The sequence below is a fragment of the Dactylosporangium aurantiacum genome (assembly GCF_000716715.1).
Taxonomy (GTDB): domain Bacteria; phylum Actinomycetota; class Actinomycetes; order Mycobacteriales; family Micromonosporaceae; genus Dactylosporangium; species Dactylosporangium aurantiacum.
In genome coordinates, this window is the sequence record NZ_JNYJ01000058.1 from 23,917 (window position 1) to 38,974 (window position 15,058).

At 74.0% G+C, this 15,058-nt stretch carries 14 protein-coding genes; 9 read left to right on the forward strand and 5 right to left on the reverse strand.

What is annotated here, in order from left to right; all coding sequences use genetic code 11:
- Positions 1–16 precede the first annotated feature (16 nt).
- From OP18_RS43750 to OP18_RS43775, 6 genes are all read left to right on the forward strand, one after another.
- Positions 17–928, forward strand: coding sequence for an ABC transporter ATP-binding protein (locus tag OP18_RS43750; RefSeq protein ID WP_389254583.1), 912 nt, complete (start codon positions 17–19; stop codon positions 926–928).
- The gene (locus OP18_RS43755) at positions 925–1,773 is read left to right on the forward strand and encodes an ABC transporter permease (protein ID WP_033365250.1); all 849 of its coding nucleotides are present in this window, start codon (positions 925–927) and stop codon (positions 1,771–1,773) included. Before OP18_RS43750 ends, OP18_RS43755 begins: the two co-directional genes overlap by 4 nt.
- Positions 1,774–1,872: 99 nt before the next feature.
- Positions 1,873–2,655 (forward strand): hypothetical protein, encoded by a 783-nt coding sequence (locus OP18_RS43760; RefSeq protein ID WP_033365251.1) that lies wholly within the window; start codon positions 1,873–1,875, stop codon positions 2,653–2,655.
- A 5-nt stretch (positions 2,656–2,660) separates the two neighbouring features.
- Positions 2,661–3,020, forward strand: a complete 360-nt coding sequence (locus tag OP18_RS43765) for a GntR family transcriptional regulator (protein WP_033365282.1) — start codon at positions 2,661–2,663, stop codon at positions 3,018–3,020.
- Positions 3,021–3,110: 90 nt separating this feature from the next.
- Positions 3,111–5,153 (forward strand): phenylacetic acid degradation bifunctional protein PaaZ, encoded by a 2,043-nt coding sequence (gene paaZ / locus OP18_RS43770; protein ID WP_245635744.1) that lies wholly within the window; start codon positions 3,111–3,113, stop codon positions 5,151–5,153.
- Positions 5,150–5,794 (forward strand): TetR/AcrR family transcriptional regulator, encoded by a 645-nt coding sequence (locus OP18_RS43775; RefSeq protein ID WP_081971618.1) that lies wholly within the window; start codon positions 5,150–5,152, stop codon positions 5,792–5,794. Before paaZ ends, OP18_RS43775 begins: the two co-directional genes overlap by 4 nt.
- Positions 5,795–5,799: 5 nt before the next feature.
- Here the strand turns inward: OP18_RS43775 and paaK are convergent, their stop codons facing one another.
- From paaK to OP18_RS43795, 4 genes are read right to left on the reverse strand one after another with little or no spacing between them, the layout of a single operon-like run.
- Entirely contained in the window at positions 5,800–7,098 is a 1,299-nt protein-coding gene (gene paaK, locus OP18_RS43780) for a phenylacetate--CoA ligase PaaK (protein WP_033365255.1), read from the reverse strand.
- Positions 7,086–7,544 (reverse strand): hydroxyphenylacetyl-CoA thioesterase PaaI, encoded by a 459-nt coding sequence (gene paaI, locus OP18_RS43785; RefSeq protein WP_033365257.1) that lies wholly within the window; start codon positions 7,542–7,544, stop codon positions 7,086–7,088. The genes paaK and paaI overlap by 13 nt, the downstream gene beginning before the upstream one ends.
- 30 nt (positions 7,545–7,574) lie before the next feature.
- Entirely contained in the window at positions 7,575–8,393 is an 819-nt protein-coding gene (locus tag OP18_RS43790; RefSeq protein ID WP_033365259.1) for an SDR family NAD(P)-dependent oxidoreductase, read from the reverse strand.
- A 37-nt stretch (positions 8,394–8,430) separates the two neighbouring features.
- Positions 8,431–9,693 carry an ammonium transporter gene (locus OP18_RS43795; protein ID WP_033365261.1) on the reverse strand — a complete coding sequence of 421 codons (1,263 nt, stop codon included), beginning with the start codon at positions 9,691–9,693 and terminating at the stop codon, positions 8,431–8,433.
- Positions 9,694–9,919: 226 nt separating this feature from the next.
- Between OP18_RS43795 and OP18_RS43800 the strand changes: the two genes are divergently transcribed.
- Entirely contained in the window at positions 9,920–10,342 is a 423-nt protein-coding gene (locus tag OP18_RS43800; RefSeq protein WP_033365263.1) for a nitroreductase family deazaflavin-dependent oxidoreductase, read from the forward strand.
- 53 nt (positions 10,343–10,395) lie between these two features.
- On the opposite strand, the gene OP18_RS43805 is transcribed toward OP18_RS43800, so the two are convergent.
- Positions 10,396–11,097: a VIT1/CCC1 transporter family protein gene (locus tag OP18_RS43805; protein WP_052388227.1), complete on the reverse strand. Its 702-nt coding sequence runs from the start codon at positions 11,095–11,097 to the stop codon at positions 10,396–10,398.
- A gap of 187 nt (positions 11,098–11,284) precedes the next feature.
- Between OP18_RS43805 and OP18_RS58180 the strand changes: the two genes are divergently transcribed.
- Together OP18_RS58180 and OP18_RS43815 are read left to right on the forward strand one after the other, a co-directional pair.
- Positions 11,285–12,913 (forward strand): PLL family lectin, encoded by a 1,629-nt coding sequence (locus tag OP18_RS58180; protein WP_156090198.1) that lies wholly within the window; start codon positions 11,285–11,287, stop codon positions 12,911–12,913.
- A gap of 187 nt (positions 12,914–13,100) precedes the next feature.
- Positions 13,101–15,038 (forward strand): hypothetical protein, encoded by a 1,938-nt coding sequence (locus OP18_RS43815; protein ID WP_033365265.1) that lies wholly within the window; start codon positions 13,101–13,103, stop codon positions 15,036–15,038.
- Positions 15,039–15,058 lie beyond the last annotated feature (20 nt).

The window sequence follows — 15,058 nt, forward strand, 5'->3', positions numbered from 1 at the left end:
CGGCACGGTGGACATCGTGATCGAACTACGTCAGCTCACCAAGCGGTACGGCGGCACCACCGCGGTCGACGACCTCACCTGCACCATCGAGCCCGGCCACGTCACCGGCTTCCTCGGCCCCAACGGCGCCGGCAAGTCCACCACGCTCCGGCTGATCCTCGGCCTGCACGAGCCGAGCGGCGGGACCGTCACCGTGGACGGGGTCCGCTTCCGGGACCACGCGCGAGGGCTGCGCCACGTCGGCGCGCTGCTCGACGCCAACGACGTGCACGCCGGACGCAGCGCCACCGCGCACCTCACCGCGCTCGCCGTCAGCAACCGCATCCCCCGCCGCCGGGTGGCCGAGGTGCTCGCCGAGGTCGGCTTGAGCGCCGCGGCCCGGCGCCGGGTCGGCGGGTACTCCCTGGGCATGAAGCAGCGGCTCGGCATCGCGGCCGCGCTGCTCGGCGACCCGCCCGTGCTGCTGTTCGACGAGCCGTTCAACGGCCTGGACCCCGAAGGGGTGCGCTGGGTGCGGGAGTTGTTCGGCCGGCTCGCCGCGCAGGGGCGCACCGTGTTCGTCTCCAGTCACCTGATGAGCGAAATGGAGCACACCGCCGACCGGCTGGTCGTCATCGGCCGGGGACGTCTGATCGCCGAAGAGCGCCTGGCCGACTTCGCCGCCCGCAGCGCCAACCCGAGGGTCACCGTGCGTACGTCCGCCCCGACCGCCCTCGCGGCGGCGCTGGTGGGGGCCGGCGGCGCGGTCGACACCGACAGCACCGGCACCCTCACGGTGACCGGCCTGGCCGCGGAGCGAATCGGTGAGCTCGCCGCTGTCCGGGGCATCGCCGTGCACGAGCTGTACACCCGCACGTCATCACTGGAGGAGGCATTCATGCGGCTCACCGCCGACAGCGTGGAGTACCAGGCCGGGGAGGAGCGATGAGCGTGCCGCGCACCCGTACGGCCTCGCCCACCGCCCGGGCGGCGGAGACGGAAGCGCGCGCCCGCTTCGCCGACCTGCTCGCCGCGGAGTGGATCAAATTCTGGTCACTGCGCTCCACGGCCGGCGGCCTGGCGCTGATCGCGGCGCTGATCGTCGGCTCGGCCGTGCAGCAGGCGATGTACGACCGGGACAACTGGGGCCGGTGGAGTCCCGAGGAACGGGCCGCGTTCTACCCGCTGCGCGACGCGTTCGTCCACAACTCGTACCTGATGGCGATGCTGGCCGCCGGCGCGATCGGGGCGGTGGCCCTGGTCAGCGAGTACGGCAGCGGCCTCATCCGCACCACGTTCGCCGCGGTGCCCGCCCGGCGTTCCCTGCTCGCGGCCAAAGCCTGCGTCCTGGCCGGGGTCATGTCGGCCCTCGGCGTGCTCGTCGCGGTCTCGGCGTTCCTCGCCAGCCAGGCCATCCTGGCCGACCACCACGCCGGGCTGTCGATCGGCCATCCCGGCGTACCCCGGGCGATCACAGGCTGCGCGCTGCTGCTGCCGGTCTGCGCGCTGGTCGGCATGGGCATCGCCGCGCTGCTGCGCCACCCCGCCAGCACGATCGTCACCACCACCGGGGTCCTGCTGTTGCTGCCCCTGTTCTTCAGCCCGGAACATCGGTGGAGCCGGGAAGTCCGCAACGCCACGCCACTCGTGGCCTACGACCGGCTGGTGGACATCAACCCGCACCCATGGGGCCTGTACCCGCCGAGCCTGGCCGAGGCGTGGGCCGTGTTCGCCGCGTGGCCGCTCATCGCGCTGCTGGTCGCGCTGGTCGTCGTGCACCGCCGGGACGTCTGACGCCGGCCGGCGGGTGCGGGTCCACGCCGTCCCGTTGACTTGTCGCAATCCTTGTCGCACTCTATTGGTACAAGCATTGCGACAAGCGGTGGAGGCGTCATGTCGAACCGAACGGACGGGGACCTCAGGGACGCCGGCGCCTGGCTGGCCGGGCACGGGCTGGGCGACGTCGAGCCCACCCCGCTGCTGGCGGCGCGGCTGGCGGTCCGGCGCCGCGCGCGACTGGCCGGGTCGATCCTGCTGGCCGTCTTCCTGTGCGCCGTCGCCCTCGCCTACGTCAGCAGCCTGCCGGACGGCGCCGGGCGCGGGCCGTTGCTGGCCCTGACCTCGGCGGTGGTCGCGCTGGTACTGGGCCAGTCGCTGCTGGACCGGTGGGTGCGCCGGGCCGACCGGCGGGCCGCCGCGACACTGCCCCGTCGGGCCGCCCACCCGGTCCGGCTCGGCTGGCGCACCCTGCTCGGCCCGCCGCGGGCCGCCCTCGCGCTCATCACCTACGCCGGAGCGGCGGCGATGGCGGTCCGCGGCCTGGTCGAGCCGGACGCCGGCACCAGGTTCGCGGCGGTGGTCCTGCTCATCGGGCTGGCCGGGGTGGCCGCGGCCGCCGCGGTCCAGTTGCGCCACATCCTGACGCACCCGACGGTGGCCGACGACGAGGCGTCCCTCACCGCCGACGTCATCCTGCGGGTCGAGGACGCCCGGGAGGTCGCCACCCCGACCGCGGTGTGGTCGCTGCCGGTCGTGTCGGTGTTCGCCACCGCGCCCGGCTGGTGGGTCGCCGCCTGGATGGTCTTCATCGTGGCGACCGTCGCGGCCCTGGTCGTGGTCAACGCGCGGACCGCGGGCAGCGGCACCGTGGCGCGGCACGCCACGAACGCCGGGTGAGCCGGATGATCGTCATCGACGCCGCCTCGCCGGTGCCGCCGTTCGAGCAGCTGCGCGCGCAGCTCGCCCGGCAGATCCACGAACGCGCCCTGGCCGTGGGCACCCGGCTGCCGACCATCCGCCGCCTCGCCGCGGACCTCGGGCTGGCCGTGAACACCGTCGGCCGGGCGTACCGTGAGCTGGAGGAGGCGGGGCTGATCGAGACCCGCGGCGCGGCCGGCTCGTTCGTCTCCGCCGGCGGTGAGCAGGCCCGCGAGCGGGCCGGGCGGGCCGCCGCCGAGTACGCCGCCGTCATCGCCAGCGTGGGCCTGGACACCGAGGAGGCGATCCGGATCGTCCGCGCGGCACTGACCGCGGGCACCTGACCCCGGACCCGGTTGACACCCGCCGCCCGGCGGACTAATTATTCAACCGAACGTTCGTTAAATCGGCGCCGCGCCGGCGAGGAGAGCATCATGCCCACACCCATGATCCGTAACCACGTCGGCGGGGCGTGGCAGACCGCGACCGACGACGGGCGGCCGGTCCACGACGCGGTGACCGGCGAGGAGATCGCCCGGGTCTCGTCGGCCGGCGTCGACTTCGCCGCCGCCCTCGACCACGGCCGCCGCACCGGCGGGCCGGCGCTGCGCGAGCTCACCTTCCACCAGCGCGCCGCCCTGCTCAAGGCCCTCGGCCAGCACCTGCGGGAGCACCGCCAGCGCCTCTACGCGGTGTCGGCCAGGACCGGCGCCACGCCCGGGGACTCCAAGTTCGACGTCGACGGCGGCATCGGCGTGCTGCTCGCCTACGCCAGCAAGGCCAAGCGCGAGCTGCCCAACGACACCGTGTACGTCGACGGCGCCGTCGAGCCGCTCGGCCGCGGCGGCACGTTCCTCGGCCAGCACGTCTGCGTCCCGCTGCACGGCGTCGCGGTGCAGGTCAACGCGTTCAACTTCCCGGTGTGGGGGCCGCTGGAGAAGTTCGCCCCGGCGTTCCTCGCCGGCGTGCCGAGCCTGGTCAAGCCGGCCACCCCGACCGCGTTCCTCACCGCCGAGCTCGTCGAGCTCATCGTCGAGTCCGGCATCCTGCCGCCCGGCGCCCTGCAGTTCGTCGCGGGCAGCCTCGGCGACACGTTCGAGCACCTCACCGGCCAGGACCTGGTGTCGTTCACCGGCTCGGCGTCCACCGCGCAGACGCTGCGGGCGAACCCGGCGCTGGTGCGCCACGCGGTGCGGTTCACCGCCGAGGCCGACTCGCTGAACCTGTCGGCGCTCGGACCCGACGCGGTCCCCGGCACCGCCGAGTTCGACCTGTTCGTCAAGGGCCTGGTCACCGAGATGACGGTGAAGGCCGGCCAGAAGTGCACCGCGATCCGGCGCGCGTTCGTCCCCGCCGCCCACGTCGACGCCGTCGTGCAGGCCGTCTCGGCCCGGCTCGCCGCCACCGTCATCGGCAACCCGGCCGCCGCCGACGTGCGCATGGGCGCCCTGGCCAGCCTCGACCAGCGCGACGAGGTCCGCCGCAGCGTCGCCGCGCTCGCCCGGGCGGGCCGCATCACCTACGGCGACCCGGAGAAGGTCGACGTCGTCGACGCCGACCCGGACCGCGGCGCGTTCATCTCCCCGATCCTGCTCGTCGGCGACCCCGACCGGGCCGAACCGCACGACGTCGAGGCGTTCGGTCCCGTCGCCACGATCCTGCCGTACGACAGCACCGCCCAGCTCATCGACTACGCCGCCCGCGGCCAGGGCAGCCTCGCCGGGTCGATCGTCACCGCCGACACCGGCTTCGCCCGCGACGTCGTGCTCGGTGCCGCGCCGTGGCACGGCCGGCTGCTGGTCCTCAACGCCCGCGACGCCGCCGAGTCCACCGGCCACGGCGCTCCCCTGCCGGCCCTGGTGCACGGCGGGCCCGGCCGCGCCGGCGGCGGCGAGGAGATGGGCGGCATCCGCGGCGTCCTGCACCACATGCAGCGCACCGCCGTCCAGGGCGACCCCGACACGCTCGCCGCGGTCACCGGCCGCTGGGTCACCGGCGCCGAGCGGCACCACGGCGACGTGCACCCGTTCCGCAAGCACCTCGAGGAGCTGCGCCCCGGCGACACGATCGTCGCCGGGCCGCGCCGGGTCACCCAGCAGGACGTGGAGCACTTCGCCGAGTTCACCGGCGACACGTTCTACGCCCACATGGACGCCGACGCCGCCGCCGCCAACCCGCTGTTCGGTGCGCGCGTCGCGCACGGCTACCTGGTCGTGAGCCTCGCCGCGGGCCTGTTCGTCGACCCCGACCCGGGCCCGGTCCTGGCCAACTTCGGCGTGGACAACCTGCGCTTCCTCACCCCGGTCAAGTTCGACGACGAGCTCACCGTGACCCTGACCTGCAAGCAGGTCACGCCGCGGGAGTCGACCGGCTACGGCGAGGTGCGCTGGGACGCCGACATCACCCGCCAGGACGGCGAGTCCGTCGCCCGCTACGACGTGCTGACCCTGGTCGCCAAGCGCGCGGCCGGGCAGTGACGACCACCGGCCGGGCGGAGACGGGCGCCGAGCAGGGCGCCGACCAGCGACCCGGCCGCGGCCGGCCGCCCCGGTACCGCCGCGACGAGCTGCTCGAGCGGGTCGTCGAGGTGTTCAACGAGCGCGGGTACGAGGCCACCTCCATGGAGGACCTCGCCCGCGCGACCGGGCTGAACAAGTCGTCGTTCTACCACCACTTCAGCGGCAAGGAGGAGCTGCTCGGCCTCGGCGTCGGCCGGGCGCTCGACGCGCTCGCCGCCGTCCTCGCCGAGCCCGCCGCCCGGCACGGCGCGGCCGCCGACCGGCTCGAGCACGTCGTGCGCCGCACCGCCGAGGTGCTGCTCGCCGAGCTGCCGTACGTGACGCTGCTGCTGCGGGTACGCGGCAACACGAAGGTCGAGCGCGAGGCGCTGCGCCGCCGCCGCGACCTCGACACGCAGGTCGCCGCGATGGTCCGGGCCGCCGCCGAGGCCGGCGAGATCCGCCCCGACGTCGACCCGCGGCTGGCGACCCGGCTCATGTTCGGCATGGTCAACTCGATCACCGAGTGGTACCGGCCGGGTGTGCGGCCCTCGTCGCGCACCGACGTCGTCAACGCCGTCGTGGCGATCGCCATGCACGGCCTGGCCGTCAAGGGCTGAGCCGCTCAGCCGCGCGGGCGGTTGTCCTGGATGCGTTTCGCCTTGCCGATCGAGCGCTCCAGGCCGCCCGGCGGCAGCACCTCCACCCGCACCGTCACCCCGACGTTGTGTTTCACCAGCGCGGCGAGCTGACCGGCGAGCGTCTCGTCGACCGGGTCGGCGCGGGCCTCCACGCGGACGGTCAGCTCGTCGAGGCGGCCGGGCCGGTCGATGACGCACAGATAGTGCGGGGCGAGGCCCGGCACCCGCAGGATCAGCTCCTCGATCTGGGTGGGGAACACGTTGACGCCGCGCAGGATCATCATGTCGTCGGAGCGGCCGGTGACCTTCTCCATCCGGCGCATCGTGCGGGCCGTGCCGGGCAGCAGCCGGCTCAGGTCGCGGGTGCGGTACCGGATGATCGGCAGCGCCTCCTTCGTCAGCGACGTGAACACCAGCTCGCCGCGCTCGCCGTCGGGCAGCACGTGGTCGAACACCGGGTCGACGATCTCCGGGTAGAAGTGGTCCTCCCAGACGTGCAGGCCGTCCTTCGTCTCGACGCACTCCTGCGCGACCCCGGGCCCGATCACCTCTGACAGCCCGTAGATGTCCACGGCGTGCATGTCGAGGCGCTGCTCCACCTCCCGGCGCATGTCCTCGGTCCACGGCTCGGCGCCGAAGATGCCGACCTTGAGGCTCAGCCGCCGCGGGTCGACGCCCTGGCGGTCCAGCTCGTCGAGGATCGTCAGCATGTACGACGGGGTGACCATGATGACGTCGGGTTCGAAGTCGACGATCAGCCGCACCTGCCGCTCGGTCATGCCGCCGGACACCGGGATGACGGTGCAGCCGAGCCGCTCCGCGCCGTAGTGCGCGCCGAGCCCGCCGGTGAACAGGCCGTAGCCGTAGGCGACGTGCACCCGGTCCCCGGGCCGCCCGCCGGCCGCCCGGATCGACCGGGCCATCACGTCGGACCACATGTCGACGTCGGCAGACGTGTACCCGACGACGGTCGGCTGGCCGGTCGTGCCGCTGGAGGCGTGGATGCGGGCGACGCGCTCCCTCGGCACGGCGAACATGCCGAAGGGGTAGCTGTCGCGCAGGTCCTGTTTCGTCGTGTACGGGAACCGCGCCAGATCCTCGAGGGAGCGGCAGTCGTCGGGGTGCACGCCGGCCTCGTCGAACTTGCGCCGGTACAGCGGCACGTTGTCGTACGCGTGCCGCAGTGTCCACCGCAGCCGGCGCAGCTGCAGGGCGCGCAGCTCGTCGACGGACGCGGTCTCGATCGGCTCCAGGTCGCCGGGGCGGGGGCTCAGCTCTCGCACGACACGCTCCTCTCCGCTTCGGCCGGGGTCAGGATCGGCTGCCCGAGGCGACGGCTGCGGCCGCGGAACTCGGCGACGACGGTGCCGTCGGCGGCCCGCACCGTCACGTCGTACAGGCCGCTGCGCCCGTGCCGGACCCGCTCGGTCGCGGTGGCGACGAGCTCGTCACCGGGCCGGGCCGGGGCCACGAACGTGATGTCGAACCCGGCGGCGACGGTCACCTCGTCGTAGGTGTTGCAGGCGACGGCGAACGCGCTGTCCGCGAGCGTCGCGATGTGCCCGCCGTGGCACAGCCCGTGCCCGTTGGCCATGTCGTCGCGGACCGCCATGGCGAGGGTCGCCCGGCCGGCGGCCACGTCCCGCAGGCGCATCCCCATCGCCCGGCTCGCCACGTCCCGGTCCCACAGCGCCCTGGCACAACGGCGGGCCAGTTCGTCCGGATCCATGCGGTGCTCCTCGCGGTGCTGGTGCGGGCGTCACCCGCCGACGGCGGCGGCGCTCGCGTCCCACAGGGTAGCCGCCGCGGCCGGGTCCGCGGCGTGCGGCGCCGGCGTGGTCACCTTGTGCCCGACGTAGTAGCCGCCGTTGGTCAGCCCGCCGACCGCTGCGGTGGCCGGCGTCGTGGCCAGCCAGACCAGCAGCGCCCCGGCCTTCTCCGGGGTGGTGAGGAACGGCGCGAACCGGTACACGAGCCGGACGGGTCCCTCACCGAAGTTCGTGCGCACCACGCCCGGGTGGAACGACACGCTCGTCACGTCCGGCCAGCGGCGGGCGGCCTCCGCGGCGAACAGGATGTTCGCGGACTTCGCCGCCCCGTACGCCCGCCCCCACCGGAACCCGTCGGGGCCGCCGGTGAAGTCGCCCGGGTCCGGCCGGCCCTGCGTGTGCACCCGCGACGCGGTGGCGACCAGCCGCGCCCCGGCGAGCCGCTCCCGCAGCAGGGTGGTCAGCAGGAACGGCGCCAGGTGGTTGCTCTGCATCGTCGCCTCGAACCCGTCGACCGTGCGCCGGTACTCGCCGACCATGCCGCCGGCGTTGTTGGCCAGCACGTCGATCGCCGGGTATCCGTCCAGCAGCCACCCGGCGAGGTCACGCACGTCGGCGAGGCGCTCGAAGTCGGCCCGGAACCGGCCCGGCTCCCGCCCGCCGCCGGCGGCCCGCACCCGCGCGACCGCCGCGTCCAGGCGCGCCTCGTCGCGCCCGACGACGACCACCTGGTCGCCCTGGGCGGCGAACTGCTCCGCCGCCGCCAGCCCGACCCCGGAGCTCGCCCCGGTCACCACGACAGTCCGCATCGCAGCAGTATCCGCCGCGCCGGTGCCCCCCGCACGCCTACGCCAGGTGGCTGACCCGCCCGGCGGTCGTGGTGTGCTGCTCGTACGCGCTCTCGGCGTGGATGGCGAGGTCCAGGCCGCCACGCTCGTGCTCCGGGGGGACCCGGAAGCCGACGGTCCGGTCGACGGCCTTCGCGACCAGCCAGGTGACGGCGAACGCGTACACCGCGACGACGAGCACCGCGAGCGCCTGCCGGCCCAGCAGGTCCGGCCCGCCGCCGAACGCGAGACCGCGCTCGCCGCCGGTGACCGCGGCGGTGGCCAGGACACCGATGAGCAGCATGCCGATGAGCCCGCCGACGCCGTGCACGCCGACGACGTCGAGCGAGTCGTCGTAGCCGAGCTTGTACTTGAGGCCGACGGCGTAGCAGCAGGCCACCCCGGCGACGAGACCGATCGCGAGCGCGCCGAGCGGGTTGACCGACCCGCACGACGGGGTGATCGCGACCAGGCCGGCGACCGCCCCGGACGCCGCGCCGAGGGTGGTCGGATGCCCGTCGCGCCACCGCTCGACGATCAGCCAGCCGCCGACCGCGGCCGCCCCGGCGACCTGCGTGTTGAGAAACGCGGTCGCGGCGACCCCACCGGTGGTCAGTGCCGACCCGGCGTTGAACCCGAACCAGCCGAACCACAGCAGCCCGGCGCCGAGGATCACCAGCGGCAGGCTGTGCGGTCGCATCGCCTCGGTGCGGAACCCGAGCCGCGGCCCGAGCACCAGGGCCAGGGCGAGCGCCGACGCACCGGAGTTGACCTCCACGACGGTGCCGCCGGCCAGGTCCAGGACGCGCAGGTGGGTGGCGATCCATCCGCCGCCGAACACCCAGTGCGCGATCGGCACGTACACGAGCAGCACCCAGACCGCCACGAAACCCACCCACGCACCGAACTTGGCCCGGTCCGCGATCGCCCCGCTCAGCAGGGCCGCGGTGATGATGGCGAACATCAGCTGAAACGTCGCGAACGCCATCGTCGGCACCGACCCGGTGAGGTCACGGGCCCCGATGCCGGCCATCCCGACGTGCTCGAGCGAGCCGATGAGACCACCGGCGGTGTCCTTGCCGAACGCCAGGGTGTACCCGGCGAGCACCCACACGACGGTGACCACCGCGAGACACGCGAACGACATCATCAGCATGTTGAGCGCGCTCTTGATGCGCACCATGCCGCCGTAGAACAGTGCCAGGCCCGGCACCATCAGCAGCACCAGCGCCGCGCTCACCAGCAGCCAGGCGGTGTCACCCGCGCTGAACCCCTCCGGCATCCCGGACCCTCCCCTTTCCGCGTGTGGTCCGTGATCGCCGTTGATCGCGTGGCATGCAGCGTCGCGGCCGCGCGTTTCACCCGGTGAACGTGCTCGTTTCAAACATGTTTCCAGCGTCACGCGTTCGGTACCTGATCGCGCTGTCCCGTTCGCCGGGTGGAACCCGCCGGCATGGACAATCATGATCAGGGAAGAAGATCCGCGACGAGAAGGACGAGGTGCACGGGTGAGCGACTGGAACCAGAAGATCATCGAGGAGTTCCGGGCGAACGAGGGCAGGGTCGGCGGCCCCTTCGAGGGGGCACCCCTGGTGCTGGTCCACCACCGCGGCCGCAGGACCGGCCGCGAGACCGTCGCGCCGATGATGTACCTGCCGCACGAGACGAACGACGACGTCATTTACGTCTTCGCCTCCAAGGGCGGCGCACCGGAGAACCCCGACTGGTACTACAACCTGACCGCCGCCGGCACCGGCAGCGTCGAGCGCGGCACCGAGACCTACGCGGTGACCGTGCGGGACGTGACCGGCGACGAGCGCGACACGCTGTACGCGGAGCAGGCCCGCCGGTACCCGGGGTTCGCCGAGTACGCGGAGAAGACCGCCGGGATCCGCACCATCCCGGTGCTGGAGCTGAGCCGCAGCGCGTGACCGCCCGCGGGCACCGGTCCCCGCGACCGGTGCCCGCGGCGCCGTCGAGCGGCTCATCCGACGGCGGTGCCGACCAGTGCCCCGACGCCGTAGGTGACGGCCATGCCGGCCGCGCCGCCCAGGACCAGCCGCAGGACCGCGCGGGCGGGCCGGGCGCCGCCGAGCCGGGCGCTCAGGTACCCGGTCGCGGCGAGCGCGGCGACGACCACACCGAAGGTGACAGCGACCCGGATCCCGGCCGGTGGCAGCAGGATCGCCGCCAGCGGCAGCAGTGACCCGATCGTGAAGGCCGTCGCGGACGCGACCGCCGCGTGCCACGGATTCGTCAGGTCGTCGGGGTCCAGGCGCAACTCGACGTCGGCGTGCGCCGCGAAGGCGTCCTTGTCGGTCAGCTCCCGCGCCACCTGGCGGGCGGTGGCCTCGCTGAGTCCTTTGGCCGCGTAGAGCGAGACGAGCTCCTCGAACTCCCGCTCGGGGGAGGCGGCCAGCTCGCCGCGCTCCTTGTCCAGCAGCGCACGCTCGGTGTCGCGCTGGCTGCTGACCGACACGTACTCGCCCAACGCCATGGACACCGCACCCGCCACCAGCCCGGCGACACCCGCCGTGAGGATCGGCCCGGTGGAGGTCGTCGCGCCGGCCACACCGACGACCAGGCCGGCGGTCGACACGATGCCGTCGTTGGCGCCCAGCACACCCGCGCGCAGCCAGTTCAGCCGGCCCGACACACTGGCGTCGTGTGGCTCCCCAGGGTGCATGATTCCAGCGGCTCCTCGCGTCGTCGACGGTGGGAACGCACTGCCACGGACCGGTTCGCGGGCGTGGGCCCCGCGGCCGCTGCCGGTTCGCAGCGGTGCCCGCCTGCGTACCCCGCACGATGTCCCGAGGGTACAGCAGCCCCGGCTGCGCCCACCGCGGCGGAACCGGGTGGAACGCCAGGCGGACGTGAACTCTTCAACACTGCGAAGCAGAGCAGGGCGGGCCCTGCTGGCGGGGCTGGCCGCCCTGGCGGTGGCCGGGCCCGGCGCCCAGCCGGCGTCCGCGGGTCCTGGCGACGAGCTGGAGGAATACGGCAAGTACGCGGGGCACGTCAAGACCGCATACGACGTGTATCAGAAGTTCTTCGGCAACGAGATGACCCTGCAGCGGGCGGTCGACGAGCTGCAGTCGGCGATCGCTGAGGTGAGCGAACAGATCGACGGCGTGCTCGACGAGGTCGGTGAGGTCGCCGCGGCGGATGTCGAGACCTGTGCCAGGACGGCGCTCGTCACGTTCGCCGACATCGAGTCGCTCAGCGTGGACAGCGCGCAGGACTTCGCGACGGACGCCACCGAGTGTGTCGCGAGGGCCCGCGCGTACATCAACGTGGTCGACAACCGGGCGGCCGTGGACGTGATGAGCTATGCCCTCAACGCGCTCGGGCCCGTCGCGCTGTTCGCGCGGGCGAACGTCGGGTTCGGCCCGGCGCTGCTGCGCGACGAGCTGGTCGCGGCCAACCGGCGGGCCGTCGAGCGGCTCGAGCCCAACTGTCTGGCGAGCCCGCTGTGGGGGGACGCGCTGCCGGGACGGCCGGTCGAGGTCCAGCTGGCGTGCACCGCGTTCAACGGCAGGGTCGGCTACGACGTGACCTGGGCGATGCTCACTCGTGCCGATCCGCTGCCGCCGTTCGACTTCTCGCACGCCAGGGACCGTGCGCTCGAACTGTCCAGCGCGCCGATCGCGGAGGAGACCCTGGCCACGCTGCTCGGGCCCGGGCCGGCGAGCGGATCGTCCATCGCGGCGGGCGCCGGCCTGGACGGGGCGCTGCGGGTCTGCGGGACGTCGTCGTCCGACGGCATCTTCTGCCGGTCCGGCTCGTCGGCGTGGTCACAGCTAGACGGCGAGCTGCACTCGGTGGCGGTGGAGCGCAACGACGACGGGCGGCTGGAGCTGTTCGGGGTGAACCGCGAGGGCACCCTGTGGCACCGTTGGCAGACGGGGGCGGCCGACTGGTCCGGCTGGGCGTCGCTCGGCGGGCCGTTCACGTCGGTCGCCGTCGCCCGCAACGGGCAGGGTCGGCTGGAGCTGTTCGCGACGTACCTCGACGGTGCGGTACGTCATCGGTGGCAGAACGTGAAGAACACCACGACCGACTGGTCGGGCTGGTCCTCGCTCGGCGGCACCGCGCGGTTCGTCGCGGCCGAGGCCAACGGTGACGGCCGCGTCGAGGTCTTCGCGATCGACGCCGCCGGCGGCCTGTCGCACCGCTGGCAGCTGGCGGCCGGCGGCTGGTCCGGGTGGAGCCCGTTCGACGGCTCGCTGCGGTCGGTGGCGCTCGCCCGCAACAGCGACCAGCGCCTCGAACTGTTCGGGACCAACCGGGACGGCATGGTGTGGCACCGGTGGCAGCTGGCGACCGGCGGCTGGTCCTCGTGGAGCCGGATCGACGGGTCGTACGCCGGGGTCGCCGCGGACGGCGGCACCGACGGGCACGTGGAGCTGTTCGCCGTGGACGCGGCCGGCAAGCTGTTCCGCCGGGAACAGACGGCCGCCAGCTGGACGGCGTACGACAGCGGACTGCGGCTGCGGCCCTGACCCGGCACCGGCCCACGTCGCCGTGACTGCGCGCACCGCCGTGACGGTCCCCGCGGCGCCGGCCGGGCCGGGCCCGCCGTGGCAGGGACGACGCGACGCCGGTGGGCCACCGCGCGGACCCGGCGACCTGGTCCGCACATCAGCACCACATCAGCGGCAGTTCAGCGGGACGGGTGAGGCTGCGTCCATGGCCCCGCTCGTCCCGGTCCCGCCCCGCACTGCCCGGTCCCTGCTCGCCAACGGGGCGCGGACCCTGCACGTCGACGGCAACCTGAAGTCCAGCCGCGAGTGGTTCGACCAGGCGTACCGGCGAGCGGAGCGCGACGTCGACGACGAGGCGCAGGCCGTCGCCGCGGTGGGGTACGGCGGCCTCTGGGTGCACGAGCACCGCGGCGCCGGCACTGCGGTGCTCATCGAGGCCCGGCTGCGGCGCGCCCTGGCCCTGGTCGAGCCGGCGTCCCCGCTCGGCGTGCGGGTGCAGGCCCGGCTGGCGGCCGAGCTGGACTATCGCGAGGGCGGCCACGAGCGCGTCTTCGCCGCCGTCGAGCAGGCCCGGCGCAGCGGCGACGCGGTCGCGCTGGCCGAGGCGCTGAGTCTGGCACACCACTGCGTGCTCGGGCCGCACCAGGCCCAGCTGCGCGAGGCCGTCGTGCGGGAGCTCATCGAGACGGGGCTGCGCAGCACCCGGCGCGGCGACACCCTCATCGGCCTGCTGTGGCACACCGTCGACCGGTTCCTGGCCGGCGACCGGCACGCGGAGCGGTCGCTGCAGGAGCTGCGGACGCTGCTGCGCCGCAAGCCGCACGAGGCCATCGGCTACGTCGTGCAGGCGATGGAGGTGATGCTGACGATCCGCGCCGGCGACCTCGAGCTGGCCGAGCGGCGGGCGGCGTCGTGTGCCGAAGCGGGCAAGGATGCCGGCGACGCCGACGTGATCGGCTGGCAGGGTGCGCACACGATCGCCCTGCACTGGTACCGCGGCACGCTGCCGGAGCTGATCCCGGTGCTGCGGGAGCTGGTCAACTCCCCGACGCTCAGCGCGGTCGACAACTCGCACCTGGCCGCCCTCGCCGTCGCCGCGGCGGCCGCGGGCGACCAGCGCCTGGCCCGCGGCTGCCTGGCCAGGCTGGAGGGGCCTTCCTGGTCGGCGCTGCCGATGACGAGCAGCTGGCTGGCCACGATGTACGGGGTGGTGGAGGCCGCGCACCGGCTCGGCGACCGGCGGGTCGCGGCCGCCGTCCACGACCTGCTGCACCCGTTCCACCGGCTGCCGATCATGGCCAGCATCGGCGTCACGTGCTTCGGCTCGGCAGCGCACGCGCTGGGCGTGGCCAGCCTGACCGTCGGCGACGTCGACCGGGCGGTCACGCAGTTCGAGGACGCGGTACACGCGAACCAGTCGCTGCAACACTGGCCTGCGGCGATGCTGTCGCGCGTCCGGCTGGCCGAGGCGCTGTGGTACCGCAACGGGGGCGGGGACCACGCGGCGGCGCAGCGGCACCTCGCGCAGGCCCGTGCTGAGGCCACCGCCTTGGGTTTGCCGCTGCCGGCCGTGGCGGCCGGCGAGCGCGCGGCCGTGCACGGCGCGGTGGCGACGCTGCGCTGCACCCGGCGGGGACTGCACTGGGAGCTGCGCCTCGGCGACCGGGCCGTCCTGGTCGAGGGCGGTAAGGGCATGGCCTACCTGGCGAGCCTCACCGCCAACCCTGGCTTCGAGATCCCGGCGGCCGAGCTGGCCGCGGGCCCGGGCACCGCTGCCCGGGCCGCCGGCGCCGACCGGCTCGCGTCGGCCCAGCACGTCCTCGACGACGAGGCCAAGCGGGCCTACCGGGTCCGGCTCACGGAGCTCGAGTCCGCCATCGACGAATTCGAGACGATGAACGATCTCGGCAAGGCCGAACAGGCCCGCGCCGAGCGGAGCTGGCTCATCGAGGAGCTCGCCGCGGCGACCGGCCTCGGCGGACGCTCGCGCCGCTTCGCCGACGGCGCCGAACGGGCCCGCATCTCGGTCGGCAAGGCGATCAGGCGGGCGATCGCGCAGGTCGAGGCGGCCGACCCGGTGATCGGCAAGCACCTGCGCTGCAGCGTGCGGACAGGCATGCGCTGCTGCTACCGGCCGAGATAACTTGCAACCGCCCGAGACGC